Genomic DNA, 14,677 nt, shown 5'->3' with positions numbered 1-14,677 from the left:
GCGACGGCTTCTGGATGGCATGAGCCGACAATCCTCCCTGGCCATCGCCGGGGAGGATCAGCCGACCAGCGCGAGCCTGGGTTCCTGCGTCGAAAGCTCGACGCTGCCATCTCCGGTGATCCGCTCGATCCGGGCAGCGACCTCTCCGTCCAAGTTGAAGTCGCGGCCGGCGACCACGGTCGCGGTGGCGCCCGACGCGATGGGCACGACAAACAGCAGCTTGCCGTTGCCTCCCCGGGCATCGGCAAGCACACGCGCGACCTGTTCGATGGTCCCTGGATCGCCCACATGGACCGTCATCTGCAGCCGGGTGCGTCTGGCTAGGTCGCTGAGCGGCTGAAGCCGCTTGACGGTGACTCGCGGCGTCTCGTCGCCGGCGCGCCGATCCAACTCGACTCCGAGCAATCCACAGGTCTGCGCGCGCGCCGCAGCCTCGAGCGAGGCGCAAACGTCGTCGTCGAAGGCGGTCGCGACGAACTGGCCCGACGGATCACTCAGCGTTGCCATGAGATAGCGTCTGCCCCGAGCGGACACCCGCCACCGGGCTTCCTCGACCAGCGCAGCCATGCTTGCGTTGGCGCGCTCGCCTTCCGCGATCTGGACGTCGGCCAACTCGGCGAACGAGCGCACCTTGTGCGCGGCCAGCAGGTGCTTCTGCGCATCCACCGGGTGCGCGGAGAAATAGAAGCCGAACGCGTCCCGCTCATGCGCCATGCGTTGGGCGATCGTCCAGGGCGCGTCGCGCGGCAACCGGATGGGCGCCGCCTCCGACGCGCTTCCGCCAAACAGACCGGCCTGGCCAGTCGAGCGCTGATCGTGAGCGCTCGCGGCGTGCGCGAGCACCGTCTCCGCGCCGGCGTGCACGGCCGCCCGATCGCCGTCCAGCGCATCGAAGGCCCCCGCGGCAGCGAGGCTTTCCAGCTGACGGCGGTTCAGCAGACGCGGGTCAATGCGACCGGCAAAGTCCTCGAGCGACTGGAACGCCCCACCCCGGCTTCGCTCCTCGACGAGTTCTTCCATCGCCTTCTCGCCGACACCCTTGAGCGCGCCGAGGGCGTAGCGGACGCAATTGCCCTCTTCGAGTGGCTCGACGGTGAAATGCGCGTTGCTGGCATTGACGTCGGGCGGCAGGCAGTCGACTCCGCCGCGCCGCATGTCCTCTACGAACATCGCCAGCTTGTCGGTCAGTGCGATGTCGAAGCTCATCGATGCGGCGTAGAATTCCGCCCGATGATGGGCCTTCAGCCAGGCGGTCTGGTAGGTCAGAAGCGCGTAAGCCGCCGCGTGGCTCTTGTTGAAGCCATAGCCGGCGAACTTGTCGATCAAGTCGAACAGCTCGTTCGCCTTGGCGCCCGGGATGGCATTGTGGGTCGCGCAGCCCTCGACGAAGGTCGCGCGTTGGGCGTCCATCTCCGCCTTGATCTTCTTGCCCATCGCGCGGCGGAGCAGGTCGGCGCCGCCGAGGGAATAGCCGGCCAGGATCTGGGCGGCCTGCATCACCTGCTCCTGGTAGACGAAAATGCCGTAGGTTTCCTTGAGGATGCCCTCCAGGAGCGGGTGTGGAAATTCGATCTGCTCCTGTCCGTTCTTGCGGCGGCCGAACATCGGGATGTTGTCCATCGGCCCAGGCCGATAGAGGGCGTTCAGCGCGATGATGTCCTCGAACACCGTCGGCTTCACTGCCGACAGGGTCCGCCGCATGCCTTCCGATTCGACCTGGAACACGCCGACGGTGTCGCCGCGCTGGAGCAACTCGTAGACTGCCGGATCGTCCCACGCGAGCTTTCCGAAATCCACCTCGACGCCCTGTTCGGCAAGCAGCCGCTGCCCCTCTCTCAGCACGGACAAAGTCTTGAGACCGAGGAAGTCGAACTTCACCAGCCCCGCCGCCTCGACGTACTTCATGTCGAACTGAGTCACCGGCGTGTCGGAGCGCGGATCGCGGTAAAGCGGCACCAGCTCGTCGAGGGCGCGATCGCCGATGACTACGCCCGCGGCGTGGGTCGAGGCGTGACGCGGCAGGCCCTCAAGCTTCATTGCGAGGTCGACCAGACGTTTGACGCCGGGATCACCGTCATATTCCGCCTTGAATTCGGAGATGCCGTTGAGCGTCCGCTCCAGTGTCCACGGATCGGCCGGCAGGTTGGGCACGAGCTTCGCCAGCCGATCGACCTGGCCATAGCTCATCTGCAGAACTCGGCCGGTGTCCTTGAGAACCGCTCGGGCCTTCAACCGGCCGAAGGTGATGATCTGCGCCACCTTGTCGCGCCCGTACTTGCGCTGGACGTAGGCGATAACCTTGTCGCGATGCGTTTCGCAGAAGTCGATATCGAAGTCGGGCATCGACACGCGCTCTGGATTGAGGAAACGCTCGAACAGAAGGCCCAGCGCGAGCGGGTCGAGGTCGGTGATCGTGAGCGCCCAGGCGACAACCGAGCCTGCGCCCGAACCGCGGCCAGGACCCACGGGAATATCGTTCGCCTTCGCCCATTTTATGAAGTCGGCGACGATCAGGAAGTAGCCGGCGAACCCCATGCCGGTGATGATTTCGAGCTCGTAGTCGAGCCGTTCCGAGTAGCGCGCGAGCTCGTCGGCGCCGCGCCCCTGCAGCCGCGCAAGAAGTCCCGCCCGCGCGTCGTCGCGCAGCTGCTCGTCCTCGTCTTCGCCAAGGCGCGGAAGGATCGGCTTGCGCTTCGGCGCTGCCACGCCACAGCGCCGCGCCACGACGGCGGTGTTGGCGATGGCTTCGGGCAGATCGTCGAACATCGCGGTCACCAATGCCGCGTCCTTCAGCCATGCTTCCGGCGACGACGTCGCGCGATCGGCGCTTTCGACATAAGCCGAGCCGGCGATGCACAGCATCGCATCGTGCGCTGCGTGGAAGGCGGGGTCGGAATAAGCGGCGGGATTGGTCGCGACCAGCGGCAGGTCGCGCGCATAAGCCAGGTCGATCAGCGCATCCTCGGAATGCTCCTCGACCGGATCGCCGCGACGCACGACCTCGACATAGAGCCGCTGCGGAAACAGGTTTTGCAGCCGGTCCAGATAGGCCTGAGCCTTGTCAGCCTGCCCGGCCGCTAGCAGCCTGCAGAGCGCGCCGTCGGACCCTGCGGTCAGAACGATCAGGCCAGAGTTCAGCCGCTCCAGCGCTGCAAAGGCGACATGCGGCTCCTGCTCCACTGGACGGTCGAGATGCGCCGCGGATACCAGCTTGCAGAGGTTGGCGTAGCCCGTCTCATCCTGGGCCAGAAGCACCAGCCAGTCGATTCCCGCGTCGCCCCCGATCTCTGGCGGCCGCGCAACCCCGAGCATTGCGCCGACAATCGGCTGCACGCCCTTGGCAGTGCAGGCGTCGCTGAACGACATCGCTCCGTAGAGCCCGTTGCGGTCGGTCAGTGCGACGGCCGGAAAGCCCCGCCTCGCGGCTAGCTCGGCGATCGTCTTGGGCTCCATCGCGCCTTCAAGCATGGTGAAGGACGACAGCACGCGCAGCGGGACGTAGGGCTGAGTCACGTGGATCTTATGTGGCGACGACGGACCCGGCGGCAAGTTGCCGCTGCCACTTATCCCCACCTATCGCCGCCGCTTTATGGCTGACGCCAGGTCCCGGCCATGATGTCGCGGATCTCGCGCATTCGCCCCGTGTAGGCGTCGCCGATGCAGGCGCGCGTCGGGCAGTGGTCACGATAGTGCAGGAATCGCTCACCGGTCCCCTGCAGCAGGTCACGCTGATCGGGATCGGCCTGAGCCATCGCCCGTCCATATTGCGCGGCCATGCTGCGGTCGAGCGCCGCGAGACCGGCGTCGGAGCAGACCGCGGCCTCTCCCGCGGTGTGCGCGTCCGAGCAATCGAAGCTTGGCCGAGCCATGGCCGGACGCGGCGTCGGCGCTTGCGCCGGAGCAGCGGTGACAGCCGGGGGCGCCGAAGCCGGCGATTGATCCGCAGCTGCTTCATCTGTCGAGTTGGTGTCGTCCGGCTGCTGGGCCGCCGGCTGCTGCGCGTTTTGGTCGGTCCGTGACAAAGTCGCGAGCGGAGCGACCAGCGCATCGGCATTCTTCAGGACGATAGTATCGCTACCGCCATCCGCAGCGGGCTGGACCGTATAATCGACGTCCGACATCAGGTTGGTCCGCCCGCCGCCCGCTGCAACTCCGGGCGGAAGGTCGATCGACACCGATCCCGAGCAATTGATTGCGCCCGTTTGCTTGTCCTGGCTTTCCATCGCCGGATCCTCGACACGAAGCGAAGCGGCTTGGGACAGCTGGTCATAGGTTGCCTGGTCGCCGCCACGCTGCTGCGCCGCGTGCTGGAACAGAGCTCGCTTCAGAAGCTCGTAGGTGGCGTCGGACGAGCAGGCTTTCTCCGGATCGCCGTCGGCCTGGGCGGTCACCACATTGCCCGTCAATTTGTCCTGGTCGGCATTCCGCGTTCCTGCGAACACCCAGATGCCAACGATCAGGGCGATGAGCCCGAGAAGCGCGATCACCGTCGGATTGAGCCGGCGCATAGGGCCCTGAACGTCCGGCTCAGGTCCCGGCTCCACTATTGCAGCCGTCCTTCGTGCAGGCGCAGCACACGATCCATCTTGGCCGCGAGCCGCTCGTTATGGGTTGCAACGAGCGCAGCGCTCCCCTCGCCGCGCACCAGGTTCAGGAACTCGCCGAAAACCACGTCCGCGGTCGCCTCGTCGAGGTTGCCCGTCGGCTCGTCGGCAAGCACCAGCGGCGGCTTGTTGGCAATCGCACGAGCGACGGCGACGCGCTGCTGCTCGCCGCCCGACAGCTTGGCCGGACGATGGTCGAGACGATTGGCAAGGCCCAGCGTGGACAGCAGGCCGTCGGCCCGCTTGCTCGCTGCGTCGCGGTCGGCGCCATGGACCAGTTGCGGCAGGATCACATTTTCGCGCGCGTTGAACTCGGGCAGCAGGTGATGGAATTGGTAGACGAAGCCCAATGTCTCGCGGCGGACGCGGGTCCGGCCTTCGTCGTTCAGGCCGGCGGCCTCTTCGCCGCGCAACCGGATCGATCCTTCGAAACCGCCCTCAAGCAATCCCACGGCCTGCAGCAGTGTCGACTTGCCCGAACCGGACGGGCCGAGCAGCGCGACGATCTCACCCGGCTGGATCGCGAGGTCGACGCCACGCAGCACGTCGATCGTGACGTCACCCTGCGTGAAGCTTCGCGCGAGGCCACGTGTCGCAAGGACCGGCTCACTCATAGCGCAGCACCTGCACCGGGTCGGTGCTTGCCGCCTTGTACGCCGGATAGAGCGTCGCCAGGAACGACAGCACCAGCGCGATGATGATGATCGCCGCCATTTCCACAGGGTCGCTGTTCGACGGCAGGTCGGTCAGGAACCGCACCGACGGGTCCCACAGATTCTGACCGGTGATCGCCTGGATTGCGTCCACCACGTCCTGCCGGAAGTAGAGGAAGATTGCGCCAAGGATGATTCCAAGCACGATTCCGAGCGACCCGATCGTCACGCCGACGGTTACGAACACCTTCATCATGCTTCGGCGGCTTGCGCCCATGGTGCGCAGGATGGCGATGTCGCGGGTCTTGGCGCGCACCAGCATGATCAGCGACGACAGGATGTTGAAGACCGCAACCAGAACGATCAGCGACAGCACGACGAACATCGCCACCCGCTCGACCTCCAGCGCCTGGAAGAGGGCGGAGTTCATCTGTCGCCAGTCGATGACGACCCCCCGACCCCGAACAACCGGCTGGAGCGGCGCCAGGATTTCCTGGACCCGGTCGGGGTCGCTCGTCTGGATCTCGATGTTGCCGACCTCGTTGCCCATCATCAGAAGGTCCTGCGCGTCCTTCATCGGCATGATCACCATCGACTTGTCATAGTCGTAGATGCCCACCTCGAAGACTGCGCCGACCGTGTAGGTGACGATGCGCGGTACCGTGCCGACGACGGTGGAGCGCCCTTCCGGACTGATCAGGCTGATCTGCGACCCCGGATAGGCGCCGAGCTGGTCCGCCAGCCGCGATCCGAGCGCGATCCTGGAGGTCCCGGGCACGATCGATTTCAAGTCCCCGGCCTGGACGTTGCCCGCGATTGTCTTGTTCGCGAGCAGGTCCTGGACGCGCATGCCGCGAACTTCGACGCCTTCTACCCGCCCGTTCGCCGATGCCATCAGCGGCTGGTCGATCAGCGGCAGCGCGGATGTGACTCCGGGCACTTTCCGCGCGGCGTCGGCAATCGATTCCCAGCCCGACAGCCGCCCTTCATACCCCTGGACGACCGCGTGGCCGTTCAAGCCGACGATCTTGTCGAACAGCTCGGCGCGAAAGCCGCTCATCACGCTCATCACGATAATGAGCGCTGCGACACCGAGCGCGACCGCAATCAGGCTGATACTGGCGACCAGGAAGATGAACCCCTCGCCCTTGCCGGGAAGTAGATAGCGGCGAGCGACCATCCGCTCGTATCGATTAAGGATCACTCGGCCAGCCTTGCCAGCGCGGACTCGGCACTGAGCTCTTCGCGCTCGCCGGTGCGGCGGTTCTTGAGCTCCACCACCCCGGAGGCGACGCCGCGCGGTCCTACCACGATCTGCCAGGGCAGGCCGATCAGGTCCATCGATCCGAGCTTGACCCCACCCCGCTCGTCGCGGTCGTCGTAGAGGGTTTCGATGCCCGCGGCGCGCAATCGATCGTACAGCCCCTCCGCGGCGGCGACAGTAGAGTCGTCGTCGGCGCGCATCGTCACGATGCCGACCTTCCACGGGGCGATCGCTTCCGGCCACACGATCCCCGCCTCGTCATGACTCGCCTCGATCATCGCTCCGACCAGGCGCGAGACTCCGATGCCATAGCTGCCCATCATCGGCGTCACCTGCGAGCCGTCGCGGCCAGACACCTTGAGATTCATGGCGGCCGAATATTTGTCGCCGAAATAGAAGATGTGCCCGACCTCGATGCCGCGCCCAGTGCGCCGGCTCGCCTCCGGCACCTCAGCCCAGCGGCCCAGGTCATGGGTCTCGTCGGTCGCCGCATAGGTCGCATTCACTCGATCGAACAGGCCCTGCAAGCCCGCCTCGTCGCCGTAGCGAAGCTCGGACTGATTCCAATCGAATTCCTCGTACGCGCCGTCGTAGAAAACCTCGCTCTCGCCAGTCGGGGCAAGCACGATGAACTCGTGGCTGAGGTCGCCGCCGATCGGGCCGGACGCCGCCTTCATCGGCACGGCCCGGATGCCGAGCCGCTGAAACGTTCGCAAATAAGCGAGCATCTGCGTGTAATAGCTCTGCCGCGCCCCGGCCTCGTCGAGGTCGAAAGTATAGGCGTCCTTCATCAGGAACTCGCGCCCCCGCATCACTCCGAACCGGGGCCGCACCTCGTCGCGGAACTTCCACTGGATGTGGTAGAGCGTGCGCGGCAGGTCTCGGTAGCTCTTCACCTCATCGCGGAAGAGGGTCGTGATCATTTCCTCGTTGGTCGGGCCGTAGAGCATTTCGCGCTCGTGGCGGTCACGGATGCGAAGCATCTCGGGTCCATAGGCATCGTACCGCCCGCTCTCACGCCAGAGGTCGGCCGACTGCAGCGTCGGCATCAGGAGTTCCTGCGCACCCGCGCGGTCCTGCTCCTCACGGACGACCTGTTCGATCTTCTTGAGGACCCTGAAGCCAAGCGGCAGCCAGGCGTAGATGCCGGCCGCCGTCTGCCGGATCAGGCCGGCGCGAAGCATCAGCTGGTGGCTCACGATCTGCGCGTCGGTGGGCGTTTCCTTGAGAACGGGGAGGAATGCTCGTGACCAGCGCATGGCGCCGCGCTCTACGGTGGCGGCAGGGCGGTGGCAACCGGCACGGCAGATGTTGCGGCGGCGACACAGGCCTGTGACAAAAGCTGCTGGAATTGCTGTTCGGCAGTGACAGCACGGCCAAGCCCGCATAGCGTCCGTCCGTCCGGACAACAGACCCTTGGGTCAGGGTTCGGGGATCGCGGCACAGTGCAGGGGAACCTTGCCGCGTCATATCCAAGGGGGCTGACGAGCAATCGTCACGCAGGGCGCCCGGATCGGAAACGATCCGGGCGTTTGCTTTTGCGGAAGCTTAACAGGTCCCGCCGCGCCCTTCGATCTTCGCCACCCGCAGCATTGCCAGAGCCGCCGCCGCCATGACGAGCGCGGCGGCAAGCATCGTCCAAACTGGCTGGTCGGGAAACAACGCCTTCATGATCGTGCCCATCACCGTCGCCACCAGCAGCTGCGGCAGGACCACGAACACGTTGAACAGTCCCATGTAGATGCCAAGCTTTCGCTGCGGCAGCGACGACGCCAGGATCGCGTAAGGCATGGCGAGGATCGATGCCCAGGCAATCCCCACGCCGACTTCGGACAGGACCAGCCACGCCCGGTCGCGGATAATGAAGAAGCTGGCGAAGGCCGCCGCTCCGCACAGCAAACAGACGATGTGCGTGCGTGACTTCCCGATCCGCGCCGACAGCCACGGCAGCAGGGTCAGCGCGGCGACAGCGGCGACGCCGTTGTAGATTGCGAACAGCTCGCCGACCTTGTTTCCCGCGTCCTGGAAGATCGGACTTGCCTGGTCGGTGGTTCCGTAGAAGCGCTGCGCGACCACCGGCGTGGTAAAGACCCACATGATGAACAGCGCCGACCAGCTGAAGAACTGGACCAGCGCCAGCCGTTTCATCAGCCGCGGCATTCCGGAAAAATCCCCGACGATATTCGCAAGCATGTTCGTAGTGCTGCTAGAGCGGGCCAGCTGCACGGCGGCGATCCGGGCGAGACCGTAGGCGACCAGAAGGACGCCGAGTAGATACATCTCCTTCTGGAAGCCGAATCGCCACACCGCGAAGATGACCAGGGCCCCGCCGAGGATCCACAGCAGGCTCGGACCATGGCCGCGGCGAGCCAGCGTCTCGACCACTTCGTCGTCGAGCGGATGATCGGTTGCGTCGCCGAAGCGTGAAAGGTCCTCGGGGGAATGCTCGCGCGTCGTCAGCACGGTCCACAGGACGGCAAGAAACAGCGCCACTGCTCCCGCCCAGAAGCTCCAGCGCACCGTGTCGGGGATTCCGCCGCCCGCGACCGCGTTGGAGACGCCGAGCACATCGAGCAATCGCGGAAACTCCGAGCCAACGACGGCTCCTGCCCCGATGAACGCGGTCTGCACCGCATAGCCTGCAGCGTGCTGATCCTTGCGAAGCATGTCGCCAACGAACGCGCGAAACGGCTCCATCGAGATGTTGAGGCTGGCGTCGAGCGTCCAAAGCAGGACCGCGGCCATCAGCAGTTGCGTCGACAGCGGCATCAGAACCAGCGACAGGGTCGCAAGCAGAGCTCCCGTCAGGAAATAGGGCCGGCGCCGGCCGAGGCGGCCCAGCCAGGTGCGATCGGACATATGTCCGATGATCGGCTGGACCAACAGGCCAGTCAGAGGCGCCGCGACCCAGAGGGCCGGGAGATCGTCGACGCTGGAACCGAGCGACTGGAAGATCCGGCTCATGTTCGCGTTCTGAAGCGCGAACCCGATCTGGATGCCGAAGAAGCCGAACGAAATGTTCCAAAGGCCGGCAAGTGACTGCCTGGGCTTTTCGATTGTCACGGCCTTGTCCATGCGTTCGCTCTCTCCGCTCGCGCGAAACTTACAGGACGAATGCGGCGGCACAATCGCCGGTTGGAAAATGAAGCTCAGGCACCGCTGGATTCGCGGACGATCAGCTTGACCGGAAGCAGGCAGTTCTCCGCCTCTCCGCCCTCGATTTCGATGAGGAGCGTTTCGACCAGCGCTTCGGCGGCTGCGCGCGCGTCCTGACGTACCGTTGTCAGCGGCGGGCTCGACAGGCTTGCGACCGGCGTGTCGTCGAAGCCGACGATGGCGACATCCCCCGGCACCGACCGTCCCTGCTGCTGAAGCGCGTGCATCGCTCCAATCGCCGCCACATCGGACGCTGCGAAAAGCGCGTCGAAGCCGACTCCCCGTTCCGCAAGCTCGAGCATCGCGGCCCGCCCGGCAGCCTCGCTCGGATCGGCGTCGGCGCGCAATCGCGCGTCTGCCTCCACCCCGGCGGCGGACAGAGCGCGACAATGCCCTCGCCATCGCTCGAGGAACTCGGGATAGCGAGGCTCCGCGGTGCCGATGAACGCGATCCGCCGGCGGCCTTGGCGGAGCAGGTGCGCCGTCGCATCGAACCCACCCTGCTCGTTGTCCGAAGATACTGTCACGCCGACCTGTGCGTCGCCCGCTGATCCCCAGCGAACGAAATGGGCGCCGTGCGCGATCAGCTTCCGCAGCTTCGGCTGGCTCTCGATATAATCGCCATAGCCGAGCAGGATGATCCCGTCGGCCTTGCGGCTGTCCTCGTAATCGACGTGCCAGTCCGAGGAGAGCTGCTGCGTCGAGATCAGCAGGTCGTATCCATGCGCCGCACAGCACCGGACCATCGGCCCGAGCAGCGACAGGTAGAAGGGATTGATGAGCGCGCCATCCGCCGATGGCTCCTCGAAGAACAGCAACGCAAGAGTCCGTGAGTGCTGCCGCCGAAGCCCGGATGCATTCTTGTCGACCTTGTAGTTGAGCTGCTCGGCGGCGGCGAGGACGCGGGCACGGGTGCTTTCGCTTACCGACGGATTGCCGCTCAGCGCGCGTGACACGGTCGGCTGCGACACGCCCGCAAGCGCGGCAATGTCGAACGAAGTGGGCCGCTTTTGTGTCATTCCCGCAACGCTAGCATGCTGAATACGTATGTATAGCAGTGGTGCGCAGCTTCCGCGCGGCGAAAGCTCTGGTATCTCAAGCTTCGGGAGAGGGGTCCAAAAACCCCGACCAGAATCACGTCCGGCGCTCGGTGCCGGTTTGAGGGGGTATCGACACGATGTTCAACACATCTTTGCGTTCGCGCATGTTCGCTGCGACGAGTTCGTTAGCGCTTGCAGCCGTCCTCGGCGCGAGCCCGGCCTTTGCGCAGGATACCACGGCGGCGGCGCAGCAGGCCCAGCCCGCTCCTGACGCTCCTACAGCGAATGCAGTCGCGGCAGCGACGCAGTCGGCGCCTCCGCCCGCGAGCGATGCCGCTACCAATCCGTCGAATTCGGACCAGTCCGCCAATTCCATCGTGGTGACCGGCTTCCGGGGCGCTCTTCGCAGCGCAACGGCCAAGAAGAAAAACAGCGAGATGGTCGTCGAATCCGTGAACGCGGAAGACATCGGCAAGCTGCCGGACAACGGCATCGGCGAGTCGATCGCACGCCTTCCGGGTCTCGCGGCGCAGGAAGATCATGGTCGCGCAAGCGTGATCTCGATCCGCGGCTTCGGCCCGGACTTTTCGACCACCACGCTGAACGGCCGGCAGCAGACGACGAGCAACGACAGCCGCGCGGTAGAATTCGATACCTATCCGTCGGAAATCCTGGCCGGCGTCGACATTTATAAGACGTCGGAAGCAGACCATACGGCTGGAGGCCTGGTCGGCAACATCGATCTTCGCACCGTTCGTCCGCTGGACATTAGTCATCCGGTGATGGCCGTCGGCGTTCGAGGCACTGTCGTCGATCAGAAATTGATCCCGGGTAGCCGCAACAAAGGTGGCCGAGTCTTCGGCACCTTTGTCGATCAGTTCGCGAATGACACGATCGGCCTCGCCGTGTCGGCGGCCTATTCGACCGATCCCTACCAGACGCGGGACTGGAATGCTTGGGGCTACGGCGGTTTCGGCTCGGTCCCGGGTGCTGTCGGAATGAACGGCGTCAAGAGCTGGTACGAGGCCGGGCAGTACAAGCGCCTGGGCGGCAATGCGACGCTCCAGTTTCGGCCGAGCCCCAACCTGACGATGACGTTCGACGGCTTCTATTCAGACGTGAAGAACGGCACCGACCAAAAGGGTTGGGAAATGCCGATGAACTGCGGTGGCGGATGCGGTCATGATCAAATCTCCAACGTAACCGTAAATTCGGATGGCCTAATCACGGACGCGACCGTCGCCGGAACGCCGGTCATCGAAAACTACCGTGAAGACGACCACGTCAAGCAGTCGTCTTTTGGCTGGAATACGCGGTGGGACGGTCACAACGGCTGGCGCGCAATGGCCGACCTGAGCTGGTCGCGCACCAAGCGGCTCGACGATCGTTTCGAAACGACCGCAGGCTTGGTCAATGGTCATGAGTCGACAGGGCCGACGGCCACCGTATCCTATCATTTCACAGACCACGGGCCGGTCTTCACGAGCAATTATAACGGCGCGAGCCCGGATCTCGTACTGACGGACGTCGAGGGTTGGTCGGGTTCGCCGGTCCAGGCGGGCTACGACAAGATCAAGCATGTTCGCGATGACCTCAAGGAAGCGCGTGCGGAGATCGAACGCGACGTCGGCGGATTCCTCAAATCGGTTAAGATCGGCGCAGATTACACCGATCGGTCGAAGGACCTCACCCAGGACGAAGCGTTCCTTTCACCTCCCAACGGGGCCTCTCAGGCGGATATCCCGAGCGATATTCTGGAGCCGACGTTCACCCTCGACCGGGGCCTCGGACCGATCCTGTCCTATGATCCGCGTCAGCTCGTTCCCAACGGCATCCTGGTCTACGTGCCCAATCCGGCGGGTGGCCTCCCGCAGGCCTACCACGTCACGGAAAAGGTCTGGACGCCGTATGCGATGGCGTCCCTCGACGGATACCTTGGATCGGCCCACTTGACTGGCAACATCGGCCTGCAAGGCGTCCACACCTCGGTTGTTTCGTCCGGGCTCCAGCCGACGATCGGGGATAAATACTGGATGTGGCTCCCGAGCCTGAACCTCAACTTCAGGATGCCGGGCGATTTCGTCATTCGCTTCGCTGCGGCCAAGCAATACATGCGGGCTCGCATGGATCAGCTCAACAACCGTGTGACCGTCAGCGTCGACAACACTCAGACGCCTGCGATCTTCACGGGCAATGGTGGCAACCCGACGCTGCGGCCGTACCAGGCAAAGGCGGTCGACCTGACGTTCGAAAAGTACTTCTCGACGACCGGCTACATCGCCCTGCAGACCTACTACAAGCATATCGACACCTACATCGACTCGCAGGCGACTGATCCGAACTTCGATTTCACGCCGTTCCCGAAGCCGACAAATGTCACGTTGCCCACGTCACCAATCGGTGTGTTCAGCGGGCCGGTGAACACGCACGGCGGTCACATGTATGGCGCAGAGCTCGCCGCTACTCTGCCGTTCGAGGTGTTCTCTCCGGCTCTCTCCGGCTTCGGAATCACGGGCGGCGTCGGTTATACCAAAACGAGCGTCCAGAGGTTCAACGGCACTCGAACTCAGATTCCCGGCTACTCGAAATTCGTCGCGAGCCTTACGGCGTTCTATGAAAAGCATGGGTTCAGCGTTCGCGGCAGCATGACGCATCGATCGGGCTTCCTCGGCGAATTTCCGTCCTTCAACGGTGCGCCTGAACAGCAATATGTGCTCGCGGAAACGCATTTTGATGCTCAGGTCGGCTATGACTTCCAGCCCGGCTCGTTTCTCAGTGGTCTGTCCGTCTATCTCCAGGGCCAGAACCTCACCAACGAGCGATCGGCTACGATTGGCGTCATCACCGTTCCCAACTCTTGGTTGAAGTACCAGACCTACGGCCGGCGCTACACGATCGGTGCAACCTATAAGTTCGGCGCTCGTGCGGCTCCGCCCCCGCCGCCTCCGCCGCCGCCGCCTCCGTCCGCACCAGCGACGCAGACGTGCCCGGACGGAACGGTGATCCTGGCGACGGACGCCTGCCCGGCACCGCCCCCTCCGCCACCGCCGCCGGCGCCGGCGCCCGAGCGCGGTCTCTGATCCAACGGTCCCGGCAGCGACCGAGTTCGCTGCCGGGGCCCTGACCTTCGTTCGATGAGATCGACTTCCCGCCTCGATATCGTGATCGCCGGTGGTGGGACGGCAGGATGGATCGCCGCGGCGACTTTCGCTCGCTTTCTCGGCGATTGCGCTTCGATCACGCTGGTCGAATCGGACGAGATCGGCACCGTCGGGGTCGGCGAGGCAACGATCCCTCAGATCCACAATCTCGTCATCGGCCTTGGCCTGGACCAGGCGGAGTTCCTCCGCCAGACCAGTGCCACGTTCAAGCTCGGCATCGAGTTTGCAAACTGGTCGGGCGACGGCCAATCCTACATGCACAGTTTCGGCCTGACGGGCCGCGGTGTCGGCCTGATCCCCTTTCGCCAATTGTGGCTTCGGGGCCGCGCTCTCGGAGTGGCCGGCGACTTTGGCGATTACAGCTACAACATCGCCGCGGCGCGGCTCCGCCGGATGGCGACCAAGTCCGGCGCGGCGACGATGCCCGACTTATCCTACGCCTATCATTTCGACGCGTCGCTGTTCGGCCGGATGCTCCGCGACTACGCGGAAGAGCGCGGAGTAAAGCGCGTTGAGGGATGGATTCTCGACGTCGAGCGCGATGGCCGGAACGGCGACATCCTGGCTCTCGCGCTCGATGGCGATCGGCGCGTCCCGGGCGCCTTCTTCATCGACTGCACCGGCTTCAGGAGCCTGTTGCTCGGCAAGGCGCTTGACGTTTCATATGTCGACTGGAGCAATTGGCTGCCGTGCAACCGGGCATTGGCCGTTCCTTGCGAATCCAGTGACGCGTTCCGCCCCTACACCCAGGCGATGGCTCGGAAGGCCGGATGGCAGTGGCGGATTCCATTGCAGCACC

The 14,677-nt window shown here is 64.7% G+C and carries 9 protein-coding genes; 2 read left to right on the top strand and 7 right to left on the bottom strand.

Annotated elements, in window-relative coordinates:
* Positions 1-57 precede the first annotated feature (57 nt).
* The 7 genes from dnaE to JOZ79_RS11005 form a co-directional block, all read right to left on the bottom strand.
* Positions 58-3,513, bottom strand: a complete 3,456-nt coding sequence (dnaE, locus tag JOZ79_RS11035) for a DNA polymerase III subunit alpha (RefSeq protein ID WP_294074081.1) — start codon at positions 3,511-3,513, stop codon at positions 58-60.
* Between the two features lie 74 nt (positions 3,514-3,587).
* The gene (locus JOZ79_RS11030; RefSeq protein ID WP_294074079.1) at positions 3,588-4,508 is read right to left on the bottom strand and encodes a hypothetical protein; all 921 of its coding nucleotides are present in this window, start codon (positions 4,506-4,508) and stop codon (positions 3,588-3,590) included.
* A gap of 35 nt (positions 4,509-4,543) precedes the next feature.
* Positions 4,544-5,218 (bottom strand): ABC transporter ATP-binding protein, encoded by a 675-nt coding sequence (locus tag JOZ79_RS11025; protein WP_294074077.1) that lies wholly within the window; start codon positions 5,216-5,218, stop codon positions 4,544-4,546.
* On the bottom strand, positions 5,211-6,461 hold the full coding sequence (locus JOZ79_RS11020; protein WP_294074075.1) for a lipoprotein-releasing ABC transporter permease subunit: 1,251 nt from the start codon (positions 6,459-6,461) through the stop codon (positions 5,211-5,213). Before JOZ79_RS11020 ends, JOZ79_RS11025 begins: the two co-directional genes overlap by 8 nt.
* On the bottom strand, positions 6,458-7,780 hold the full coding sequence (proS, locus tag JOZ79_RS11015) for a proline--tRNA ligase (RefSeq protein ID WP_294074073.1): 1,323 nt from the start codon (positions 7,778-7,780) through the stop codon (positions 6,458-6,460). Before proS ends, JOZ79_RS11020 begins: the two co-directional genes overlap by 4 nt.
* Positions 7,781-8,069: 289 nt before the next feature.
* On the bottom strand, positions 8,070-9,596 hold the full coding sequence (locus JOZ79_RS11010) for an MFS transporter (protein WP_294074071.1): 1,527 nt from the start codon (positions 9,594-9,596) through the stop codon (positions 8,070-8,072).
* Between the two features lie 74 nt (positions 9,597-9,670).
* The gene (locus JOZ79_RS11005; protein ID WP_294074069.1) at positions 9,671-10,696 is read right to left on the bottom strand and encodes a LacI family DNA-binding transcriptional regulator; all 1,026 of its coding nucleotides are present in this window, start codon (positions 10,694-10,696) and stop codon (positions 9,671-9,673) included.
* Positions 10,697-10,881: 185 nt separating this feature from the next.
* Here JOZ79_RS11005 and JOZ79_RS11000 point away from each other — a divergent pair, with 185 nt between their 5' ends.
* Together JOZ79_RS11000 and JOZ79_RS10995 are read left to right on the top strand one after the other, a co-directional pair.
* A complete protein-coding gene (locus tag JOZ79_RS11000) occupies positions 10,882-13,797 on the top strand; it encodes a TonB-dependent receptor (RefSeq protein WP_294074067.1) in 2,916 nt (971 codons plus the stop codon).
* A gap of 54 nt (positions 13,798-13,851) precedes the next feature.
* Positions 13,852-14,677, top strand: an 826-nt coding sequence (locus tag JOZ79_RS10995) for a tryptophan halogenase family protein (RefSeq protein ID WP_294074065.1), incomplete at its 3' end; no start/stop codon positions are given.

It is taken from the genome of Sphingomonas sp. (assembly GCF_019242355.1).
Taxonomy (GTDB): Bacteria; Pseudomonadota; Alphaproteobacteria; order Sphingomonadales; family Sphingomonadaceae; genus Sphingomicrobium.
The sequence above is the reverse complement of the archived record's forward strand: the minus strand, read 5'-3'. Positions and strand labels throughout refer to the sequence as shown.

Coding starts and splice junctions, on each gene's coding strand:
- JOZ79_RS11000 (WP_294074067.1), top strand. CDS start 10,882: ATGTTCGCTGCGACGAGTTCGTTAGCGCTTGCAGCCGTCCTCGGCGCG.
- JOZ79_RS11005 (WP_294074069.1), bottom strand. CDS start 10,696: ATGACACAAAAGCGGCCCACTTCGTTCGACATTGCCGCGCTTGCGGGC.
- JOZ79_RS11010 (WP_294074071.1), bottom strand. CDS start 9,596: ATGGACAAGGCCGTGACAATCGAAAAGCCCAGGCAGTCACTTGCCGGC.
- JOZ79_RS11025 (WP_294074077.1), bottom strand. CDS start 5,218: ATGAGTGAGCCGGTCCTTGCGACACGTGGCCTCGCGCGAAGCTTCACG.
- JOZ79_RS11030 (WP_294074079.1), bottom strand. CDS start 4,508: ATGCGCCGGCTCAATCCGACGGTGATCGCGCTTCTCGGGCTCATCGCC.
- proS (WP_294074073.1), bottom strand. CDS start 7,780: ATGCGCTGGTCACGAGCATTCCTCCCCGTTCTCAAGGAAACGCCCACC.